The sequence below is a fragment of the Corynebacterium kroppenstedtii DSM 44385 genome (assembly GCF_000023145.1).
Classification (GTDB): domain Bacteria; phylum Actinomycetota; class Actinomycetes; order Mycobacteriales; family Mycobacteriaceae; genus Corynebacterium; species Corynebacterium kroppenstedtii.
Map to the genome: position 1 here is coordinate 1 of NC_012704.1, position 22,306 is coordinate 22,306.

Here is a 22,306-nt window from a genome sequence, read left to right on the forward strand (position 1 = left end):
ATGGACCTTGGGGGCAGCCCTCACCAATTTGGACAGGCGAGCGAGGACTTTTTCAACACGTGGAATAACGTTGTCGCACAGCTGATGGCCATGAATCCACGCGAGGATATCCCAGGTCAAGCGCCTGGGACACGAATTACCCCTCAAGATAAGGCCTGGTTAAAGCAAGCTGCCCCCGTCGGTCTTATCGGCGGTGTCGCCGTTATCTCCACCCCTAACCGAACGGCCAAAAGCGTCTTCGAGCGCAAACTCGGCGATATCATCTCCGCCGAACTCACCGCAGCTATTGGTGAGCCAATAAAACTAGCTATCTCGATAAATTCTGCTGCTACGGAGACGGACGATTCTTCGGCAGAACCTCCCCGCACAGAGCCGCCTCGTGCGGAAACTCCTCCCACGCAACCACGCACAACGCAGTCTCGCCCCACCGAAACTCGCTCTGCAGAGTCGTACCACGATTTTTCACAACTCAACACGGGCCCCAAAACCGGCACACCCAGCGAAAACGTCGCACAACAGAACACGCAACCCTCGCATGAGATGCCCCGGCCCACCTCATATGAGGACGATCCCTACGTTCTTCAGTACCCCGATAGCTCCCCACAGGGGGAGCGTCCATCCACCTATCCCGACGCCACACCCACCGAACCCGCTTACTCCAACAGCGGAGACGCCCACGTCGGCAATTCTTATGACACACCTGCGGAAACAGCCCCGCAGCCGTGGAACGAGGGGTACATCAACAATGCGCGGCCCCAGCGTCGGCAAGAGCAAAAACCTGACTCCGAGCGATCATGGTTAAACGAGAACTACACCTTCGACAATCTCGTCGCCGGTGAGGGGAACCGAGTAGTGCGGGCTGCGGCCATCGCTGTCGCGGAAAACCCTGCTCAGGCCTATAATCCGCTCTTTATTTGGGGTGGCTCGGGGCTGGGGAAGACCCACATTCTTCACGCCATTGGGCATCGAGCCCTTGAGCTGCGGCCCAATCTGCGTGTCCGGTATGTGTCGATCGAGGAATACACGAATGAGTGGATCAACTCGATCCGCAACAACCGAGGTGAGGACTTCAAACGGAAGTACCGGAGCTTCGACATCCTGCTGGTGGACGATATTCAGTTCCTGGCTGGGAAACCCGAGACTCAGATCGAGTTCTTCCACAACTTCAATGCCCTCCATGGGGCACAAAAGCAGATCGTGCTGTGCTCGGACCGGTCGCCCAAGGAGCTGACGGAGCTAGAACCTCGGCTCCGGACCCGCTTTCAGTGGGGGTTCACGCAGGACATTCAGAAGCCTGACCTAGAAACGCGCATTGCCATCCTGCGGCTCAAAGCGGAGCGGGAAAACGCGCAGGTCCCCAGCGAAGTGTTGTCATTTATCGCGGAACAGAAGGCCGAATCGGTGCGTGAACTCGAGGGCGCGCTGAATAAAGTGCTCATTGTTTCATCGATCCAGCACACACCCGTCACCCTCGAGATGGCTCGCGATCAGCTTCAAGACCTGGTCGCCCCTGAGGTGGTGGAGATTACGGCGCCGACGATCATGTCCGTGACCGCGGAATACTTTAACTTGACGACGGCTGACCTGACCGGTCCTGGTAAAGCGCGGCCCATTGCCCACGCGCGGCAGGTCGCGATGTACTTGTGCAGGGAGTTGACGGACCTTTCGCTGCCCAAGGTGGGCAACAAGTTCGGCGGACGTGACCACACCACTGCGATGTATGCCGAGCGCAAGATTCGGAAAGAAATGAGCGAGAAGCGCTCGACGAATGAGGCCATCCAAGAAATCACCGCGCGCATCAAAGATCAGGCTCGGTAGCTTCCTGGTGTTTTAGGCCTGTTGTGGATAACTTGGCACGCTGACCTGCGCGTTTGTCGAAATTTCGTCTTATCCACAATGTTATCCACACCTGTGTAATTACAACTTTGTTATTTCATGATTTCGGTCACAACTCACTTTGTAACACTATTGCTAAAATAAGGTCGGTGGCCACAAATTTTTGGCACATGCTCCTGTGGATAACTGCCCCAAAACGGTGGATATAACAGGGGATAACTAACCCGCGATTGTGAATAAAATGATCCCCACCCCGGTTCTCCACAGACCACCCCAATTTATCCACAGCATTATCCCCAGTTTATCCACAACCCAACATCGACAATGACAAGCGACAATCCCGGTTATCCACTGTTTCCACACCCCCTATTGCTACTACCGCTTTTTCTTTCAGCGAAATGAGTTAAAGAAATAGGGCCCGGCCTTGTGTGGGGATAACCCAGATCAAAGCAGAGTTGCAGCCCTAAGCTGAGAGTACTTAACAGCAGATGCGCTAGTGACATGAAGAATCAATTGCGGGCTGAAATAACAAAAAGTGACTCGGGTTTGTCACCAGGAGTAGGTAACATCCAAACGTGCATCACTCCACGATGACGACAACGATCACAACCACGACTGACTCAATGAACACGGAGTAACAATGGAAGCCAATGGTGTTTCTTTTCGGGTAGCGAAAGATGACTTATCCGCAGCCCTCAGCTGGGTAGCGCGTAGTTTAGCGAGCAAACCAACTCAGCCGATTCTTCGCGGTGTCATGATGACCGCCGACGACGAGGGCTTGCTCCTTGCCGGATTCGACTACGAAGTCTCCACTCGCGTGCGAATTTCAGCCGAGGTTCTTGAACCCGGGCAGGTCCTCGTCGCCGGTAAATTAGCTAATGACATTATTGGGTCACTTCCACACAAAGATGTCGCTATCTCCGTCGACGGCACCAAAGTTCATGTGACATGCGGGCAATCGAACTTCGAATTACCTGCCATGACCATTGAGGATTATCCGGAACTCCCGTCATTACCGGAGGAGACCGGGCATATTGATCCGCATGTTTTCACTGCTGCCATTGGTCAGGTTGCGTCGGCAGCGGGCAAAGATGACTCCATGCCTATGCTCACGGGCATAAAAATGGAGGTCAAAGGGGATAACGTCGTCCTCGCCGCGACTGACCGATTCCGTTTAGCCGTTCGTGAATTTACGTGGGAACCGTCGTCACCCGACGTCGACGCGGAGATCCTTATCCCGGCACGTACCTTGGCCGATTCTGCCCGTACCCTCGATACTCGCCTGAACGATCCCATCCAACTAGCGATGGGCGCTGCCCAGGACGTCGGCAAAGATGGACTTTTGGGCATTGTGTCGGAGAATCGGCAAACAACAACACGGCTGATCGACGCCGACTTCCCCAAGTTCCGGCCGTTGTTACCGAAGAGCCACTCATCCATGGCCATCGTGGAAATCGCGCCATTATTGGACGCTATCCGACGCGTCAGCCTGGTCGCTGAACGAAATGCCCAGGTCAAACTTGAGTTTTCGGAGGACCAGCTTGTTCTATCAGCCGGGGGTTCTGAGGCAGGAACCGCGGAGGAGACCCTGCCCGCTCAATTTGCCGGCGAGCCACTTCTCATCGCGTTCAACGCGAATTATCTGAAAGAGGGCTTGGCCTCGATCGATACCAAGAATGTGGTGTTTGGGTTTACTCAGCCTTCCCGCCCGGCGATCTTGATCCCCGAGCCAGAAACCATGCCTGAGCAGGATAGTGATGGCCAATTCCCAACGCCATCGACATACTTCACCTACCTCCTGATGCCAGTCCGGCTACCAGGCTAAAGGCACATTTTCTGTTCGACGCTGTTCCCATCCCACGAGGCATCCCACCTGTGTATATTCGTGCGCTGCAATTACGTAATTTCCGGTCGTGGCCAGAGCTGGATCTTCACCTCGGCCCGGGAATTACTGTGTTTTCAGGGCCGAATGGTCATGGAAAAACCAACGTGGTGGAAGCACTTGACTATGTTGCCCACCTGGGTTCGCACCGCGTTTCGACGGATGCGCCGCTGGTTCGCGAGGGGCGCGAGTACACGACGGTCTCGGCAACGGCCATCAATAGTGGCCGGGAACTCACCGCCCATATGCTGATTAAGGCGCGCGGATCGAACAAAGCACAAATTAACCGTGCCCCGTGTAAAAGCCCGCGTCAGCTGCTTGGAATTGTCAAAACGGTCCTTTTTTCGCCGGAAGATTTGGCATTAGTACGTGGGGAACCCGAACACCGACGGCGTTTTCTTGACGATCTCCTCATTGGGCGGTTTCCTCGCTGGGCAGGCACTCGCTCCGACTACGATAAGATCCTTCGTCAGCGCAATACGCTGCTCAAACGGGCATCGAGAACCCTCCGACAGGGATATGGAGGAGGTAATGACTCTGACTCCGCTCTCGACACATTGGATACATGGGATTCGCACCTGGCAGCGGCCGGCGCACAGGTCATGGCGCAGCGGATTGTCTTGGCACACGTGCTCTCGCCGTACGTAAAAAACGCGTACCAGCGGTTAGCACCAGAGTCTCGACCTGCCCAGATCACCTACCGGTCCACCGTCGACAAGGCCCTCGTTGAGGCAGGGATTACGCCAGAGACCGTCGCCAATGATGTTGCAGGAGCGACACCTGTCATTGAAGCAGTGTTGTTATCAGAGCTGGCTCGCCGGCGGGATACCGATATTCAGCGGGGGACAAGTACGTGTGGTCCTCACCGCGACGATGTCGAATTGTTGTTAGGAACTCAGCCAGCGCGAGGTTATGCCAGCCACGGCGAATCTTGGTCATTTGCGCTGGCACTGCGCTTGGCTTCCTTTGAATGGCAACGTGAGCAGGGTACGGACCCCATTCTTATTCTCGACGATGTTTTCGCGGAGTTAGATGCCGCCCGCCGTCGCGCGCTGGCCACTGTTGCTAAGGATGCTGAACAAACGTTGGTTACCGCGGCCGTCGGGGACGACTTACCGCAGGACCTGGTGAATAGCGATATTCGTGTTCTGACAGTGGAAGCGTCGACGGTTGACGATTCAGACATCCGATCGTCCCGGATCACTCATGATTCGGCTGATGGTGGAGCGACGGAGGGTACCGCGACGGACACCGATGACGAAGGAGGCGACGCTCATGAATGACCCCGTCGCCGAAGCGCTCGCCCGCGTCTATTCGCACGGCCGCGTGCCCATGCCTCCCAATATGCGGAAAGTCCTTCAGTCCATTACGCCGACAGGACATAACGCTGACCAAGACAGCGCGACCCGCAAAAACGGGGTTTCTCGTACAAACAGTGCTGCCCACAAAGACGGTGTAAACAACAAGACCACCGATAAATCCGGCGAAGGAAGCGTCGGCAAAAAAGTCGATAAGGACAAGAATTCTAGAAATTCTCAGGGCTTACCGCGAGCGAAAACTACCAGCGCAACGTCGGTTTTTCGTGAGTTTTCGCGCACATCCCGGGTGTATCCCACGGGGCCCGATGGTCATCGTCGGAAAAATACGCGCCGGTATGAGTCCCTGGGCAGTATCGTTAATCGGGAAGTCGTGCGCCGCGGGTGGACGGAGAAAATTTCTCACGGGTGGATTACTGCTAACTGGTCGACGGTCGCGGGCGACTACTTAGGGGCGCACTCCAGAATAAGGATGATCAAAGACACGACACTGTTTCTTGAGTGTGATTCCACCGCCAAGGCCTCTGAACTGCGATATTTACAAACAGAATTGCTGAGCAGAATTGCACACCACGTGGGACCCGACGTGATTACTGCCGTGAAAATCTTTGGTCCGCGGCCACCGTCGTGGCGGCATGGACCGCTACATGTCAAGGGTCGGGGACCACGCGATACCTATGGATAGTGGGACACACGCGCGGGGAAATTCCACTGGTAAGCGATTTCCGGAATAGTCCCCGCGACATATGAGCCCGAAAATCGCGTCATACGGGCCCTACACGCCCGGTAGGCGTTCAACTGAGGGGGGATACCGGGTATGATGGTGGGCAACTGTGAAAAGTAAAGGAGCGCTGCTACATCGTGGCCGAAAATGCTGCCGAAAATAACACAAGGCACGACTACGACGCCTCATCGATCACCATTCTCGAGGGGCTCGAAGCCGTCCGCAAGCGACCCGGAATGTACATCGGCTCGACCGGAGAAAGAGGCCTACACCACCTCGTGTGGGAGGTCGTCGATAACTCCGTCGATGAAGCCATGGCCGGGTACGCCACGCATGTCGATGTCACCATTATGAAAGATGGAGGCATCGAAGTTGTCGACGACGGACGTGGCATCCCCGTTTCGATGCACCCCTCGGGAGCACCCACCGTCCAAGTGGTCATGACGCAACTCCACGCCGGCGGTAAGTTCGACAACGACTCGTACGCCGTGTCCGGTGGTTTGCACGGCGTCGGTATTTCCGTCGTCAATGCCCTGTCCACCCGGGTTGAAGCCGAAATTAAACGTGATGGCTACCGCTGGTACCAGAACTTCACCGACGCGATTCCGGACGAGCTAGTCCAAGGCAAAAAAGCCCGCGGAACAGGGACGACGATCCGATTCTGGCCGGACCCGGATGTTTTCGAGACAACCGAGTTTAAGTTCGAGACGATCGCACGGCGCCTGCAGGAGATGGCCTTCCTTAATAAGGGCCTCTACATCACGCTGACCGACAAGCGTAGCCAGGCGACCGAGACACCCGAGGATGCCGACGACACTGTCGAGGAAGCAGCTGCGGCGAAATCCGCTGAGGAAGCGGCTGCCGATGCCGAGCAGAAAGCCAAGAAGTCCAAAGAGCGGACGGAGACGTTCCATTACCCCGACGGGTTAAAGGACTACGTTGCCTCCATCAACAAGACCAAGACCGCGATACACCCGACGATCATCACGTTCGACGCCAAGGGCGACGAGCACGAGGTCGAGGTTGCGCTGCAATGGAACTCTGGCTACGCCCAGAGCGTCCACACGTTCGCCAACACCATTAACACCATTGAAGGCGGAACCCACGAGGAAGGTTTCCGCGCCGCGCTGACGTCGTTAATGAATAGGTACGCGCGCGAGCACAAGCTACTCAAGGATAAAGAACCTAACTTGAGTGGCGACGATTGCCGCGAAGGTCTCGCTGCCGTCATCTCTGTTCGAGTGGCCGACCCGCAGTTCGAGGGCCAGACGAAGACGAAACTCGGAAATACCGAGGTCAAGAGCTTCGTCCAGAAACAGGTCTTTGAGAACGTCAGCCACTGGTTTGAATCAAACCCGGCCGAAGCGAAGATTATTGTCAACAAAGCGGTATCGTCGTCGCAGGCGCGCGTGGCGGCCCGCAAAGCCCGGGACTTGGTTCGTCGTAAGTCCGCAACGGATTTGGGCGGCCTGCCAGGTAAGTTAGCCGATTGCCGATCCAAAGACCCGACGCTTTCTGAGCTTTACATTGTGGAGGGTGATTCCGCTGGTGGTTCGGCTAAATCGGGCCGTGATTCGATGTACCAAGCCATTCTTCCTCTTCGAGGGAAGATTCTGAACGTTGAGAAGGCGCGGCTGGATCGCGTGCTGAAGAACAACGAGGTTCAGGCGATCATCACCGCGTTGGGAACCGGAATTCACGATGAGTTCGACATCAAGAAATTGCGCTATCACAAGATCATCCTGATGGCCGATGCTGATGTTGACGGTTCGCACATCGCAACCCTCCTGCTGACCTTGCTTTTCCGGTTTATGCGTCCGCTGGTGGAAGAGGGCCACGTTTATCTGGCGCAGCCACCGCTGTACAAGCTGAAGTGGGGCAAGGGTGCTCCCGGCTTCGCGTACTCCGACGTGGAACGTGATGAATTGTTGGCGGAAGGCCTGGAGCAAGGCCGGAAGATCAACAAAGATGATGGCATCCAGCGCTATAAGGGCTTGGGTGAGATGAACCCCAAGGAGCTGTGGGAAACGACGATGGATCCCTCGATCCGTATTCTTCGTCAGGTGCAGTTGGAGGATGCCGCCAAGGCGGACGAGATTTTCTCGGTCCTCATGGGTGACGACGTCATCGCCCGCCGCAGCTTCATTACGCGTAACGCGAAGGATGTTCGTTTCTTGGATATTTAGTTGGCCGGTCGGACTCGGCTCCGGAGACGAAAATATCGACCTTTAAGCGGCTGATTGTAGCGATCAGCCGCTTTAGTCTATTTAAGTCAGTGTGACGAAATAATTTACGGGGTGGTTTCGTGGGTTTTGGCCGGGTGGGGGGGCGGTGTCGAATGTTTCACGTGAAACATTGACGGGGAGAGGGTGTGGGGAAGTGGTCTCTGTTCAAGATCTCAATACGAGACCTCTAGTCAGTTCAACGTCGTCGAGGTGGTTAACTTATGGGAGCGAGAAACTATGGGTTGCCACCACGTGGTTCTTGCGTGGAAACGGAATAATGTTTCACGTGAAACATCGTCCATTCGCTGGATGAAATTCAAGCAAGTCTACTGCGTAACGGTAAAGGATTTTTATGTATGGGCAGTAACGCAAAAACAGAAACATCATCATCCGGTGATAAAGGATTAAAAAGGGGACTGAGTGCTCGGCACGTTCACTTCATCGCCCTAGGATCTGCGATTGGTACAGGTCTGTTTTATGGCTCGGCTGATGCCATTCAGTCAGCGGGGCCAGCCGTGCTTTTGGTTTATCTCCTGGGCGGCGCGGTGGTGTATTTCATGTTGCGCGCCCTAGGTGAAATGGCAGTGCGAATGCCTGTGTCAGGATCTTTCGCCGAATATTGCCGCATCTTCCTCGGTCCGTGGTCGGGGTACATCACAGGCTGGATGTACGCGTTCGAAATGGTGATCGTGTGCCTTGCGGACCTGACCGCTATCGGAACGTATATGAGATTCTGGTTCCCCGACTCGCCCCAATGGGTATGGGTGGCGGTGACCTTACTCATCGTCGGTGCTGTAAATATCACAAGTTCACGGCTCTTCGGGGAGTTAGAATTCGGCCTCACCATCATCAAGGTATCCGCAGTCGTAGCCATGATCGCCGGTGGCACGATCATCCTAATCTTCGGTTTAGGCAACCATGCTGATTCCGGCGTTCATAACTTGTGGTCGCATGGCGGATTTTTCCCTCACGGGCCATGGGGGATGGCAATGGCGCTCGTGGTCGTCATGTTCGCATTCGGCGGTTCAGAGATCATCGGGGTAACCGCCGGAGACGCCGAAGATCCTGCCAAAACGATTCCGAAGGCCATTCACTCGGTGCCGATACGTATTTTGCTGTTTTACGTGTTGGCCATCGCGGTGATCGTTACCATTAACCCCTGGTCCTCGATCAATGGCGAGTCCTCACCATTCGTACAAATTTTTAACGATCTAGGTGTGAATTGGGCTGCAGCTCTGCTCAACGTTGTGGTTATCACCGCAGCACTATCTGCCATTAATTCAGATCTCTTCGGCGCAGGCCGTGTTGTTCACGGAATGGCGGCCGAGGGATTAGCTCCACGTTCTTTTGCCCGAACATCGGCCAAGGGTGTGCCCATCTTTACAACCACGGTAATGCTCGGGGTTCTCGTGATAGGCGTGGTCATCAACTTCCTGATCCCAGAGCGCGTGTTCCTCGTGATTGCTGCTCTAGCGACCTTTGCGACGGTCTTCGTGTGGCTCATGATTTTGTTGGCTCACCTTGCCAGCCGAACAGGGGACCAAGCACCATCCAACAAAGACCTGACCTATCCGGTTCCGCTGTGGCCATGGGGTCAATACTTCGCTCTCGCCATGGTCGTTATCACGATTATCATGATGATGTTTTCCGACGATACACGGCTGGCGCTCGTTGTTGGTGTGGCGTGGACGGCCCTAATGAGCGTCGTGTGGGTAGTTCGAGGCCGGCAAACCTATGAGGACTATCTCGCTACACGTGACGCAGAGAAATCTCACGTTTAATCCCGCGGAGCCGTCGCGTCTTCATTGATGCCACATCATTCCCGACGTTCCAACCGCCGACGCAGCCAGCGTCGGCGGTTGGAGTTGTCACGTCCTCCCACCGAGCTGACTAGAAGTAAATGTTTCACGTGAAACATTGCGGAGCCGTCGAGCCTGCCGAGCCCATTCAGGTCCACAGGAATAAGTACATAAAAATAACCCAGCCGATCCAGAACGGAAACGGCTGGGTATTAAATTTTCTGACGCTCATAAATACTGTGACACCAACGTAGAGGTCGTTGCCCTTACGCAGCGTCGGTTTTATCAACGCCACCTTTAGCAACCTCGGCTGTGAACCGATGCGAAGAACTGCTCTTAAGAAGCGTGCTTCTCAATAATGTCGCCGAGGTCGGGGAGGCCCTTCTCGACGATCCCTTCGAGCTTCCCCCGGAAGGTTTTGTAGATTTTCTGAGCACCTGAGTTATTAATGCTCCCCATGCGCTCATCACTTAGGTCCGCTAAATCCTTCGTGACTTCATCCGACCGCGTCTCGAGGTATTTACCAAAGCCGCCTTCCGGCTTGCCATTTTGGTAGGCCTGCCAGTAGGGGTTCAGACGATCAGTGAGGTGGGGCAAAAGACGATCGGTCATGTCTTTGACCAGATTGGGCCGGGCTTTGACGGTGCCGCTGAATGCCGTCTTAATCGCTTTACCGGAGAGCCCGGAAAGGTTATTGATGGAATTCTCGGTGGATTCCGCTAGGTCAGCGACCACGGGTTCCCGAGTGCCATCCTTCGTCAAAATATCGGAAAGTTCAGACATAGGCTCTAAGACTAGCCAAAAAACCGTCAGGTTGTGGCATCGCGCTAAACGGGGAGGTCAACCACGGCTGCACAGATAAACCTACGGGTTGACGCGCGTCCTCACTCGCGGGCTTATGATCGTCATATGTCTTCATCCCACTCAGACCAGTACATCAACGCGTACATGAATTTCATGGATCAATCGCCGACGAGCTACCACGCTGTTGCGGTGATGGCCGCGGGGCTTCATCAAGCGGGCTTTCACGCGCAGAAGGAAACCGACCCGTGGGATGTTAGGCCTGGGGGACATTACGTCGTTCGTGATGGTGCAATGATCGCTTATGTCATTCCGCCGCAGGCTGCGTCGGCTAGCACTACGGACCGTGAGAGCGTCGGCAAGAACAACGCGGAAAACAAAAACGACGACGGTGCACGCCACCCCGCGTACCGCATTATCGGCGTTCACACGGATTCCCCCGCACTCGCTCTCAAACCGACGCCACAGTCCACCACGTCCGATGGATGGGGACAGTTAGCCGTCGAGGTCTATGGTGGAGCCTTATTAAGTTCGTGGCTCGACCGTGAGCTCTGTGTAGCCGGGCGAGTTGTCGACAAAACCGGTGCCACCCATCTGGTGGGCACGAAACCGATCGCGCGTGTCCCGCAACTGGCTATCCACCTCGACCGCAAGGTCAATGAAGGGTTAGAGCTCAACCCTCAGAAGCATATTCATCCCGTATGGACGGTTGACGACGATAGCGCCGACATTATGGACATCATCGCGGAGTCCGCCGGCCTATCGAACAAACGCGAAATCATCGGCTGGGACCTCAAGCTGGTTCCGACGCAGAAGGCGGCAACGTTTGGTGCTCACTCACAGTTCATTGCGTCGGGCCGTCAAGATAATTTGTCATCGGTATTCGCAGCGTTTCACGTTTTACATCAGCTGGATACCGACGCGATTCCTGGCGACGACATCCTGGTCTTCGTCGCGAATGACCATGAAGAGGTTGGGTCTGGGACTCGATCGGGCGCCGCAGGCCCGTTCCTTGAGGACGTGTTGCATCGGACGGCCGTCGCTTTGGGCTATGACGCCGACGGTGAGGCGCGAATGATGGCTCGCTCCGTGTGTATATCGTCGGATGCGGGGCACTCGGTGCACCCGAATTACGCGGAACGCCACGATCCGGACACTCGCCCAATGATGGGGCGCGGACCGATGGTGAAAATTAACGCTAACCAGCGTTATGTTTCCGATGCCGTAGGGGAGGCGATCTGGCAGCGCGCCTGTGAGACCGCGGGTATCCAGCACCAAGCGTTTGTTTCGAATAACGCTATGCCATGTGGATCGACAATCGGGCCGATCACGGCGACCCGGTTGGGAATGGTGACGGTCGACGTCGGCATTCCGCTGCTCTCTATGCACTCCGCGCGAGAAATGAGCCACGAATACGATTGTTTCGCCCTCTCGAAGGCGATGGATGCGTTGTGGACGATGGAATCACTGGAATATGGACAGTGATCGGAGTGTCGCGTGAAGACGTTCCTCATCAAACGGTAAATACTCGGCGATCGTGAGCCCATCTATTGGACCTGCGGAGTCGATGGCTGACAGGATGGTCTGGAGCTGATCCATTGTCATCGAACCGCCTCCGGAACCATCACCTGTGAGGTTGGGGTTCGCGAAGTAGGTGGAGTGGAAATTCCGTGGGTTGAGAACGTCGATGTCGAAGTGAACAGCAAGGTGGTCAAACCGGCGGGCAAAGTCCGAAACCGCCTGGGTAGACAAGAATTGGTCACTCTGAACCGTATAGGGCACCTGGTAGTTCTCTAATACGGTGCGTTGGTAATCGAAGATATCTTGCAAGCCGACGTAGAGGATGTGATCACCGGGAAATGGTTTATTCCGAAGTTCGGCGCTCAGTGGAACAGAATCGTCACCAAGAAGAATCGATAATGCCATCGCGTGGGCATACGGATAGTCATCGGCCGGTGAGGATACGTCAGGGTGAGCGTCGATCCAGATGATTCCGACGTCGTCGTAGACGCCATGAAGATAATCGAAGGGAGCGACAGAAACTAGGCAGCTTCCGCCGATGGTGATGACCCGGTCTGGGTGATTATCGTCCAGGATTGATTGAGCTGAGTGAATTCCTTGGGTCAGGGTGTCGAGCCCGTAAATACCGTTCTTTGTGGGTAATTGTTGGTTATCATCGGGCGGATCGATGGGTACTGTCTTCCAAGGCTGATTGTCATTCTGTGGAAGTAAATGTTTCAGTAGCTCGGCACCAAAGTAATAAGTGTCTAGTCCGCCGCTAACAAAATCTGGGTATAGGAGCCGAAGTGTGTTCATGACGTCCTCCATATTTATTGCTTGGTAGCGATTGTAGTTCGGAAAACTAGGGCGCAGGAGCGCCTAGGTAAGGTTGAGTTAATTAATATTCCTTGGTAATTTCAGCCCATGCTACCTAAAACAATGAAAGCTGCTGCCGTGGCTGTTGGAATCTCGTGTGCTGGTGTGTGTGGAGCCATCACCCCAGCTGCTCAAGCGGGGGATGCGGGGGACGCTCTTCCCACGACCACCGACGTGCATAGTGAGAATTCTCACCCGGTTGTTTTTATTCTCCCTGGTCAATCGGTGGGCACGTTGCCGTACGGAAAAATAAAGTCGAACCTGCAGGCGGGTGGCTATGATGCTCGCGTTCTTGCTCTCAAAGGGACCGACGTTGTTGCCGACGCTCATCTCATTGCCGACGAAGTTCATCGCGTCCATGAGAATAATCCCGATGCAGAGATTTCGCTGGTCGGGCACAGTGCAGGGGGAATTAGTGCCCGTGAGTATCTGAAGCATCAAGGAGGGACCGAGGACATCGCTCGGTATATCGCAATCGGGTCTCCTCAGTATGGAAGTCCGGGCGCGTGCGTGCAGAGTGGTACTGCTAAAGATTTGTGTCTAGGCTCGGAGTATCTGAACCGGTTAAATGCTGGGGACGATACTCCTGGTCCGACGGAGTATTACGCTATTCGCGGTGAACACGAGTGGGCGGATGGCCGATTGGATGGCGGCCAATGCAGGATGAAGCCGGTGGCGTCTCCGTCGCCACTAATTAATGGTGGGTTCCACCACTCGATAGAACCGTTACAGTCTGAGGTGTCGGCCACGGTGCTTGCGGCGTTGAATAACACCTGCACTGGAGAGTATGTCGATGAGCCGATTGACTCTATTCAGGCCAAAGATACGATTTTCCAGGACGGGCTGTAACTTAGCTGGTCGCTGTACGTGAAAACGGTACATGTCGGGTGCGGATGGTGCTGGGTGCACCGCGCGAGTGGGGGTGCACCCAGCACGTGTGTTTATCGCAGTTCTGAATCGACTACGTTCCACGGGATGTAGGCACCGTATTTCCCGGTGTAATTCTCCAGATAGCCGACGTTAATTCCGATGACGCGGTTGTAGCGATCGACCATCGCTCCGCCCGACGTGCCGGGCTTGGAGTTAAGAGGTGAAACGAGGGCCACAGTGTTCGGGCGACCGTTCCAGCCCATGAGCGGACGGTCGGTCACGCGAGATTCGTTGAAACGCTGGCCGAGTCCGAGGACGTGGACAGGTTCTCCCACGTTAAGTGTGTTGTAGTCGCGTTTTTCCCAGCGGCCGTCGACGCGGACAGAGGGGTCAAGGTTGATTTTTACAGCATCGAGACCACGGCTCATTGCCGCGACTCGCCCGATGCGGTGGTTTGATTGGTCAAAAATCTCGGTGCCACGAGTCCAGCGACCGTGCGAGCAGTGCTCTGCGGTGTATCCGGTGCGGTCTCCGATCAGCGTGATACTGCACGTTCCGCCGCTACCGGAGCGAATAGTAGCTCCTTGGTGGACGGTGATGGTGCGGTTGTTCGGAGTTGTGAAGACGCCTTTGGTTTTGAAGTCCTTTGAGGCGTCGGGCCATGGATGATGCGAGTACGTTGGGTGCTCAACGGCGTGAGCTTCGTTGGCTGCCATGGGCATACCAACGGCAGCAAGTGTGATTGATAGTGCGGCAATAGATGCGCGAAGTAGACGGCGCACTTTTCCCCCAAAAAATATGATGTGCAAATTATGCCAATCTGGCGATGTTGGATGCTGGAGTTTCTCTCTCAGCTAATGAATGAGGATACGCCATAAACGGCGTTTCTGTGAAATGAATGAGATTGTGATATTTGTCTGTGAGGAAAAACAGTAGTTTAAAACATCTGCTGCTTTTAATTGGGTAGGAACTAGCCGACGATATAGCACGAGCTTTGTACGAGTTGTGCTGCTAAAGCACTGTGAACAGCATATTTAGAGTTATTGAAAACAAATTATCAACTCATCCCGAGTTCAATAAAGATTGGTGATTTAAGTAAAACAGTTGAGGGGATTGGCACCGTTATCTAAAACTAGAACATGTGTTGCGCGGTCTATGTTCTCAGTTTTAATTTCGTAGTGAGAATGGGGAATAACATTGTAATCTAATGCCCCTGGTTTTATCGGTGAGGAAACACAGTTTCCGTTGCCGATCGAAGGCTGGCAAAAGGCAGGTGTCCTCTTTGCTGTGTGGGTGGTAGCTGCGTGCGCCGGGGGCTGGTATCGAGTTGTAAAGCGATACGCATAAATTAGGCTGTAGGTGATGCATGTAGGTCGTCGGTAGCCGTTCGGAGGTCATATGGTTACCACTCCGGATGGCGGTGCCGATTCCGCGTCGGTCAGCAATGCTCCACACACCCACGTGTCGCTCGTTACCAAAAGTGCGGTTGTTCTATTAGGAATGACCGCACTTCTCAACCTCTATTTGACGCAGCCGATCCTGGGGGAGATCGCCGCCTGGGCACATATTCCGACCACCGATGCAGCCTGGACGATCAGTACGACGACGGCGGGCGTCGCCATAACGGCTCCTTTTGCGGGGATGTTGTCCGATCGGATTGGCCGTCGGCGGGTAATCCTGGCCGCTGTGGCCGCGATGGCGGTCATGACCGTGGCGGCGTTGACGTCGTGGTCCTATCCGGCCCTTTTGGCGTTCCGCTGCGCCCAGGGGATGTGTTGTCCGTTCGTCTTCGCCGTCGTCGTGGCCTATATCGGCGAGGAATATGAACCCGGGTCGGCCTCCACTCTGAACGCTCTGTATGTCGCGGGCACCGCATTGGGCGGTTTTTCGGGTCGGATGGTCGCCGCCGTGCTCTCCGATTGGGCTGGCGGTTGGCGTTTATCGTTCCTGGGTAATGCGGTTATCTTGGTCCTGACGCTGGCTGTGACGTATTGGGGTCTCCCGCCGGAGCGGCACTTCATCCGAACGGCGGACCGCGGCGTCGGTGGGTTCTTTGCCAACGCTGGCCGGCTCTTACGCAAACCACGCATTGTCATGTCAGTCTTGGTGGGCTTCGCCTTGCTGTTCCAACAGGTTGCGTCGTTTACCTTTGCCTCCCTGGCATTGGCGCACCCGCCGTTCAGCCTCTCTACCAGCACCATTGGCCTGATTTTTGTCGTATTCCTCATCCCGACAGTGACGACGCCACGTTTCGGGACACTGATGGACAAGTGGGGCCCGCGCCGGGCGTTTCTTGCCTCGCAAAGCGTGAGCGTCGGCGGCCTCGTCCTCACTCTCTTTCCGACGATTCCTACGGTGATCATTGGTCTCGCGTTGTCCTGCGTCGGCGTGTTCGCTGGTCAGGCGGCTGGAACGCTCATGGTGGGGAGGTTAGCCGCGGGTGCCCGGTCGACCGGCGTCGGCTTGTATCTGACGGGCTACTACATCGGCGGTGCGATTGGTGGGGTAGCACCGATTTCGTGTTATTCGGCGGCAGGGTGGAGTGCCGTCGTGGCGGTCGTTCTCGGTGTTGTGCTGTGCGCGACGGCGATGGGCTGGTGGGCATGGCGTCCGTTCGAAAGCAACAACGCCCCAGCCGCCTAAGCCCAAGAGCCCGCGCCACCGCGCCCCCGAATAAGCAGGCTTGTTAAGTAATTATGGCCACGCTTGGTGCGTCGCCCACTATTAATGCAGTTAGCCTACCCCCGCATGGTTACACCTACTGTTAATGCATTCACCAATTGTTTAGGCTCAATGTAGTTAGCGCAATCTCGTGTGCCTCACCCGCTTGCCGTGGGCTTTTGTTGCGACGACATCGGTGTCAGGTTAGTGAGCCTTGCGCATGTCTATATTTACGTCCTGTGAATAGGAGTCCCCGTGGTTCAGCGTCAATTCCCGAATCCAAAAGAAATTAGGGAATATCTGCACTTTAAAAAGCCCGAGCTGAATTTGAAGAAGCGTCGTTTGGAAAACGCTTTGACAATTTATGACTTGCGGAAGATTGCGAAGCGTCGCACTCCAGCATCGGCGTTCGATTACACCGATGGTGCTGCAGAAGGGGAGATTTCTATCGCCCGTGCCCGCAAGGCATTTGAGGACGTGGAATTCCACCCATCCATTCTCAAGGATGCGTCCGAGATCGATATGAGCACCTCGATTCTCGGTGGCCCCTCCTCCCTGCCATTCGGTATCGCTCCGACGGGGTTCACCCGTCTCATGCAGACTGAAGGTGAGGTTGCGGGCGCAGGTGCAGCCGGTGCAGCGGGTATTCCTTTCTGCTTGTCGACGCTGGGCACCACCTCGATTGAAGACGTGAAGGCCACCAACCCGACGGGACGCAACTGGTTCCAGCTGTACGTGATGCGCAAGCGTGAAATCTCCTACGGGCTGGTTGAACGCGCAGCACAAGCCGGCTTCGATACCTTGTTCTTCACCGTCGACACACCGGTGGCCGGCAACCGTATGCGCGATGTTCGCCACGGTTTTTCCATTCCGCCGCAGTTGACGGTGAAGACCGTCGTCGACGCAATCCCTCGCCCCTGGTGGTGGATCGATTTCTTAACGACGCCTCCGCTGGAGTTCGCTTCCCTGAGCTCGACCGGCGGCACTGTGGGAGAACTGCTCAATAACGCCATGGACCCCACGATCAGCTTCGATGACCTGAAGACGATTCGTGAGATGTGGCCCGGCAAGCTCGCCGTCAAGGGCGTCCAGAACCTTGAGGACTCCAAGAAGCTCGCCGACCTGGGTGTCGATTCGATTGTGTTGTCCAACCACGGCGGACGCCAGCTCGACCGCGCTCCCGTGCCGTTCTTGCTGCTCCCCGAGGTGGCGCGCGAAGTCGGCAAGGACGTGGAGATCATGGTGGACACCGGCATCATGAACGGTGCCGATATCGTCGCCGCGCTGGCCCTGGGTGCAGACTTCACCCTGATTGGACGCGCTTACCTGTACGGCTTGATGGCTGGTGGCCGTGCCGGCGTGGACCGGACCATCGAAATCTTGCGGTCGCAGATTGAACGGACCATGAAGCTGTTGCAGGTCACGAGCATTGAAGAGCTAGGTCCTCAGCACGTCACGCAGCTCACTCGGTTTAACCGTGTGGACTCGTCTCGCGACGATGCAACTGTGTAACTCGCAGCGGGAGGGCTAGGTCTTACACAATTCCTTCACCAGTGTGAGGGCTAGCCTCCAGTGTCGCCACGGGCGCGGTTGTTCGCGCCGCGCGCCTGGCTGCCAGTGAATATGATCGACGCCACGGTGAGCCGTTTGCGTCTTTAGGCTCCCATTTGGGGGTAAAAATTGGGACCTGTCTGACGTCTACATGCGGTTTCCCGTGGTTTTTAGTTGTCACATCATCACGAATTTTGTCCCGTTTAGGGTGATCGTAGAAGATGTGACTAATACGGTGGCTTCACCGCGTATGTGTTGTACATCACTATTTTCTGCTGGTGTGTGAGAAGCAGTCTGGGTGATGCGTAGTTTGTCCCTTGGCATCCCCCAGTGATGCCCCTGAAAAGTGAGAATAACCGGTGTCATGAGTTCCACCTATCAGCCTGATTTGGCTCCGCTGGCAGACAATTTATTTGTCTCCGCGTTGGTAGCTTTCCTCCCCTTGGCCACAATCTTTGTCACACTCGGAGTACTGCGGTGGAAGGCCCATTGGGCGGGCCTCACCGCCCTGGCCGTCTCCTTCGTCATCGCCATCGCAGCGTATGGAATGCCCGCCCACCTTGCGGGCCTGGCCGCCACCCAGGGCGCGGTCTTCGGCATCTTCCCGATCATGTGGATCGTCATCGCTGCGATCTGGTTCTATGAGATCACTGTTCGTTCGGGCCGCTTCCAGGACTTACGAGCCCTCATCGATCGGCTTTCCGACGATCCCCGCGTGCAGGCAATTCTTATCGCCTTCTGCTTCGGCGGCATGTTGGAAGCGTTGGCCGGATTCGGTGCCCCACTGGCTATCACCGGCGTCATGCTCCTGACCATCGGATTCTCCCGCATGCGCGCTGCGGTGTCGGTCATGGTGGCCAATACCGCTCCGGTTGCCTTCGGTGCTGTGGCAACGCCGATCATTACCGCTGGTGCGTTGTCGGGTATTGATTACCAGCACATTGGTGCCATCGTCGGCCGACAGACTCCTATTTTGTCGGTCTTTATCCCACTCTTCCTCTGCATTCTGGTTGACGGAAAGCGTGGTTTGAAAGAGTGCTGGCCGATCGCTTTCGTCATTGGCCTCGTGTTCTCCCTCACCAAGTTCGTGTTCTCTAACTACATCTCGGTGGAACTGACCGATATTGCGGCAGCTCTGATGGGTGTTGCCGCCACCGTGATTATGCTGCGCGTGTGGAAGCCGAGGGGAACGGAAGAAGCCCGCGAGCGATTGTTTGTGGAACGGCACAAGGAGGACCAGGAAGCTGGTACTCAAGACATCGCAGGTGCAGAGACGGTTGCGCAGGAAACAGAGGAGCGTGAGCTCACCGCCGGCCGGACGTTCATGGCGCTATTCCCGTATCTCCTCGTTCTCGTGGTCTTCTCCCTGGCCGAGTTGTGCGATCCGGTGAAACACTTCCTGAAGAGCACAGATGTCACGATTCATTGGCCGGGTTCGGACGGCCACATTCTGACCGCAGGCGGCAAGGTGTCGGGCGCAACCGTGTTTGAATTCACCTGGCTCTCGTCGCCAGGAACTCTGCTGATTATCTCGGGGTTCATTGTTGCCGCTGTGTACCGGGTGTCTTTGAAGGTTTTGGGCCAGGCTTATTGGGAGAATTTGGTGAAGATGAAATTCTCCATTTTGACCGTTGCTTCCGTGGTTGCCCTGGCCTATGTCATGAACCAGTCCGGTCAGACGATCACGATGGGTACATGGATTGCCGGTGTGGGCGCGGCCTTCGCGTTCTTCGCTCCGATTCTCGGCTGGCTGGGCACTGCGGTGACCGGTTCTGACACCAGTGCGAACGCATTATTCTCGACGCTTCAGCAGACGGCTGCCGTGAAAGCGAATGTTGATCCTGCCCTCATGGTTGCGTCGAATACGTCCGGTGGTGTCGTCGGTAAGCTGGTCAGCCCCCAGAACCTCACCATTGTGGCGACGGCGGTCGGCCTGGTTGGGCGTGAGTCCGAGATTCTCCGGAAGGTGGTTCTCTGGAGCGTCGGACTTCTGATCGCGCTATGTATCATCAACGGGTTGCAGGCAACCGTGTTGAGCTGGATGATTCCGTAAGCTCGGATTCGGCAACGTCGGAATCATTTAAACGCGATAGTCGGGGTCATCGCTATCAATCAGTTCCCCGGCATGCGCGCCGATCATTAACGTATAGATCTGCTGAACATGGATTAAAACACCCGCCTTGGGTGGGGCGTAACCGTGAGCCTCCGCATAAGCAAGGCACGCGTCCCACACCGGGCCGGTGCGGTGGATTTCTGCCGGCCCGATAAACCTGTATCCATCGAGTTCAGCCCAGTCCACCACCGCGACCGCGGCCAGTGAGCCCTCGCGCAGGTTTTCATAATGCTGGCGCCCGGTGTTCTCGTTGTACACCAAGGTATGGTCGTCCCACACGCGTAACGACCGCTTCGGGCCGAGATTAGGCCGAAGGGTCTTAGCATCAGTCACCGTCGCCAAAAACGGAAGTTGTTGGCTGATCATTTCCTTCATGGGATCGGTCAGTGTTGCCATCATGCGTCCTTTCATCAGAAAACACTCGCGCCCTCGGTAGAGGCTTGCCGACGAAACTCCCCCGCTGTAGCGCTTTAGCGCTGAGGTTGTTCTTTATGCGCTGGTCCGCGAGCGAGTCTCCGCGCGTGAGTTCGTCGTAGAGGCTGTTATTTCATCACGATGAATGATAAAGTTCAAGCCATTGAATAATGAGGGGATTAACGAGCCCCATGAGATCTATCCGCCTCCATGTGGGAGAACTATGCCGAGTTCATCTAGTGCGCCTGGAACCCACCTTGTCTACTTTTCGTCTGCCTCGGGCAACACTGCGCGTTTCGTGGACAAACTCCACCTACCCGCGGCCCGGATCCCAATGAAATTGAAAGCTCCCGAGCTCCATGTGTCGGAACCGTATGTGCTTATCACTCCAACGTATGGGGGAGGAGATATCGCCCGAGCGGTTCCGCGCCAGGTTATTCGCTTTCTCAACGACGAACAGAATCGACGCTTATTACGCGGAGTAATAACCAGCGGAAACACAAACTTCGGAGCCGCGTTTTGTTGCGCCGGTCCAGTGATTGCGTCGAAATGCCATGTTCCGGAGCTTTATCGATTCGAGTTATTAGGGACGAGTCGTGACGTTGAAAAAGTTCGGAATGGATTGACGGATTTCTGGAAACGCGTGGAAGAAAAAGAAACTCTTTAGAGAGGAAAATGGTTTGTCCTATATCGATGATTCGATAACCCCGGCTGAATGGGCCAAATGTTCCGAGAAGCCGTTGCGGCCGGTGAATTGGAATCGCTTACAAGATCCGAAGGACTTGGAAGTGTGGCAGCGGTTGACGGGAAACTTTTGGCTTCCTGAAAAGGTGCCGCTGTCTAATGATATTTCCAGTTGGAATTCGCTACCTGACGATCTGCGCCAACTCACCGTGAAAATCTTCACCGGGTTAACGTTGCTTGACACGGTTCAGGCGACGGTGGGTGAGGTGAGCCAGATACCGGATGGCAGAACTGAGCATGAACAGGCGGTATATACCAACATCGCGTTCATGCAGTCCGTACATGCCAGGAGTTATAGCAGTGTTTTTAGTACGTTGTGCAGTACTCCGGAGATCACGGACGCGTACGGGTGGGCAACTCAAAATACTGTCCTCCAACGACGTGCCACAACGGTGATGAAACACTACTATGCCCGGGATCCTTTAAAGCGGAAAGTGGCGGCCACACTGTTGAGTTCACTGCTCTTATACGCCGGTTTTTATTTGCCATTGTGGTTGAGCTGTCGCGCAAAACTTATGAACACCGCGGACATGATCCGTCTGATCCTTCGTGATAAAGCCGTCCACGGTTATTATTCCGGTTATAAATTTCAGCGGGGGCTCGATGCCCATCCGGAGAGGAAAAATGAGCTCCAAGAGTTTACGTATTCTTTGGTGGACGAGCTTCTAAATTTGGAGAAAATTTACTCTGGTGAGTTGTATGGTGGCATAACTGCTCCCAATAATTCTCACAAGAGTGCAGAATCCTCATTCACCTCGCGTCCGAACTTCGCGGGTGTTATGGCCTTTGTCTATTACAACGCGAACAAAGCTCTCATGAATCTCGGTTATCCAGCCCTGTACGAGGATGAAGCTGAGCGGACCGAACCAGATATTTTGGCCGCACTCACGCCTGAGGCATCAGAAACGCACGATTTCTTCAGCGGTTCCGGGGCCTCCTATGTGATCGGGAAGACCGAAGCTACAGAAGAATCAGACTGGGATTTTTAGCAGAT

Annotated in this window: 17 protein-coding genes; 13 read left to right on the plus strand and 4 right to left on the minus strand. The window is 55.4% G+C overall.

Annotated features, from left to right (window positions below; genetic code table 11):
- The 6 genes from dnaA to CKROP_RS00030 all read left to right on the plus strand — a co-directional run bounded on the left by dnaA (position 1) and on the right by CKROP_RS00030 (position 9,764).
- The gene (dnaA, locus tag CKROP_RS00005) at positions 1-1,818 is read left to right on the plus strand and encodes a chromosomal replication initiator protein DnaA (protein WP_012730688.1); all 1,818 of its coding nucleotides are present in this window, start codon (positions 1-3) and stop codon (positions 1,816-1,818) included.
- A 658-nt stretch (positions 1,819-2,476) separates the two neighbouring features.
- The gene (dnaN, locus tag CKROP_RS00010; protein WP_012730689.1) at positions 2,477-3,661 is read left to right on the plus strand and encodes a DNA polymerase III subunit beta; all 1,185 of its coding nucleotides are present in this window, start codon (positions 2,477-2,479) and stop codon (positions 3,659-3,661) included.
- Between the two features lie 50 nt (positions 3,662-3,711).
- Positions 3,712-5,001: a DNA replication/repair protein RecF gene (gene recF, locus CKROP_RS00015; protein WP_012730690.1), complete on the plus strand. Its 1,290-nt coding sequence runs from the start codon at positions 3,712-3,714 to the stop codon at positions 4,999-5,001.
- The gene (locus CKROP_RS10405) at positions 4,994-5,719 is read left to right on the plus strand and encodes a DciA family protein (protein ID WP_012730691.1); all 726 of its coding nucleotides are present in this window, start codon (positions 4,994-4,996) and stop codon (positions 5,717-5,719) included. The genes recF and CKROP_RS10405 overlap by 8 nt, the downstream gene beginning before the upstream one ends.
- Before the next feature lie 176 nt (positions 5,720-5,895).
- The gene (gyrB, locus tag CKROP_RS00025; RefSeq protein ID WP_012730692.1) at positions 5,896-7,944 is read left to right on the plus strand and encodes a DNA topoisomerase (ATP-hydrolyzing) subunit B; all 2,049 of its coding nucleotides are present in this window, start codon (positions 5,896-5,898) and stop codon (positions 7,942-7,944) included.
- A gap of 395 nt (positions 7,945-8,339) precedes the next feature.
- Positions 8,340-9,764: an amino acid permease gene (locus CKROP_RS00030; RefSeq protein WP_012730693.1), complete on the plus strand. Its 1,425-nt coding sequence runs from the start codon at positions 8,340-8,342 to the stop codon at positions 9,762-9,764.
- A gap of 354 nt (positions 9,765-10,118) precedes the next feature.
- Here CKROP_RS00030 and CKROP_RS00035 read toward each other — a convergent pair whose 3' ends face one another.
- Positions 10,119-10,565, minus strand: a complete 447-nt coding sequence (locus CKROP_RS00035; protein ID WP_012730694.1) for a DUF6918 family protein — start codon at positions 10,563-10,565, stop codon at positions 10,119-10,121.
- Positions 10,566-10,691: 126 nt separating this feature from the next.
- Between CKROP_RS00035 and CKROP_RS00040 the strand changes: the two genes are divergently transcribed.
- Positions 10,692-12,068, plus strand: a complete 1,377-nt coding sequence (locus CKROP_RS00040) for a M18 family aminopeptidase (protein ID WP_012730695.1) — start codon at positions 10,692-10,694, stop codon at positions 12,066-12,068.
- On the opposite strand, the gene CKROP_RS00045 is transcribed toward CKROP_RS00040, so the two are convergent.
- On the minus strand, positions 12,048-12,899 hold the full coding sequence (locus tag CKROP_RS00045) for an arginase family protein (RefSeq protein ID WP_012730696.1): 852 nt from the start codon (positions 12,897-12,899) through the stop codon (positions 12,048-12,050). The genes CKROP_RS00040 and CKROP_RS00045 overlap by 21 nt on opposite strands.
- A gap of 108 nt (positions 12,900-13,007) precedes the next feature.
- Here CKROP_RS00045 and CKROP_RS00050 point away from each other — a divergent pair, with 108 nt between their 5' ends.
- A complete protein-coding gene (locus CKROP_RS00050; protein WP_012730697.1) occupies positions 13,008-13,808 on the plus strand; it encodes an esterase/lipase family protein in 801 nt (266 codons plus the stop codon).
- A gap of 92 nt (positions 13,809-13,900) precedes the next feature.
- Here CKROP_RS00050 and CKROP_RS00055 read toward each other — a convergent pair whose 3' ends face one another.
- The gene (locus tag CKROP_RS00055; protein WP_012730698.1) at positions 13,901-14,611 is read right to left on the minus strand and encodes a S1 family serine peptidase; all 711 of its coding nucleotides are present in this window, start codon (positions 14,609-14,611) and stop codon (positions 13,901-13,903) included.
- 616 nt (positions 14,612-15,227) lie between these two features.
- Here CKROP_RS00055 and CKROP_RS00060 point away from each other — a divergent pair.
- The 3 genes from CKROP_RS00060 to CKROP_RS00070 all read left to right on the plus strand — a co-directional run bounded on the left by CKROP_RS00060 (position 15,228) and on the right by CKROP_RS00070 (position 20,094).
- Entirely contained in the window at positions 15,228-16,472 is a 1,245-nt protein-coding gene (locus tag CKROP_RS00060; RefSeq protein ID WP_012730699.1) for an MFS transporter, read from the plus strand.
- A gap of 273 nt (positions 16,473-16,745) precedes the next feature.
- Entirely contained in the window at positions 16,746-18,002 is a 1,257-nt protein-coding gene (locus tag CKROP_RS00065) for an alpha-hydroxy acid oxidase (RefSeq protein WP_012730700.1), read from the plus strand.
- Positions 18,003-18,405: 403 nt separating this feature from the next.
- The gene (locus CKROP_RS00070; RefSeq protein ID WP_041628697.1) at positions 18,406-20,094 is read left to right on the plus strand and encodes an L-lactate permease; all 1,689 of its coding nucleotides are present in this window, start codon (positions 18,406-18,408) and stop codon (positions 20,092-20,094) included.
- A gap of 27 nt (positions 20,095-20,121) precedes the next feature.
- Here CKROP_RS00070 and CKROP_RS00075 read toward each other — a convergent pair whose 3' ends face one another.
- Positions 20,122-20,550 carry a pyridoxamine 5'-phosphate oxidase family protein gene (locus CKROP_RS00075; protein WP_012730702.1) on the minus strand — a complete coding sequence of 143 codons (429 nt, stop codon included), beginning with the start codon at positions 20,548-20,550 and terminating at the stop codon, positions 20,122-20,124.
- 241 nt (positions 20,551-20,791) lie between these two features.
- Here CKROP_RS00075 and nrdI point away from each other — a divergent pair, with 241 nt between their 5' ends.
- Both nrdI and nrdF read left to right on the plus strand, forming a co-directional pair.
- Positions 20,792-21,235, plus strand: coding sequence for a class Ib ribonucleoside-diphosphate reductase assembly flavoprotein NrdI (gene nrdI / locus CKROP_RS00080; protein ID WP_012730703.1), 444 nt, complete (start codon positions 20,792-20,794; stop codon positions 21,233-21,235).
- Positions 21,236-21,248: 13 nt separating this feature from the next.
- Positions 21,249-22,301: a class 1b ribonucleoside-diphosphate reductase subunit beta gene (gene nrdF, locus CKROP_RS00085; RefSeq protein ID WP_012730704.1), complete on the plus strand. Its 1,053-nt coding sequence runs from the start codon at positions 21,249-21,251 to the stop codon at positions 22,299-22,301.
- The last annotated feature ends 5 nt before the right edge of the window (positions 22,302-22,306 follow it).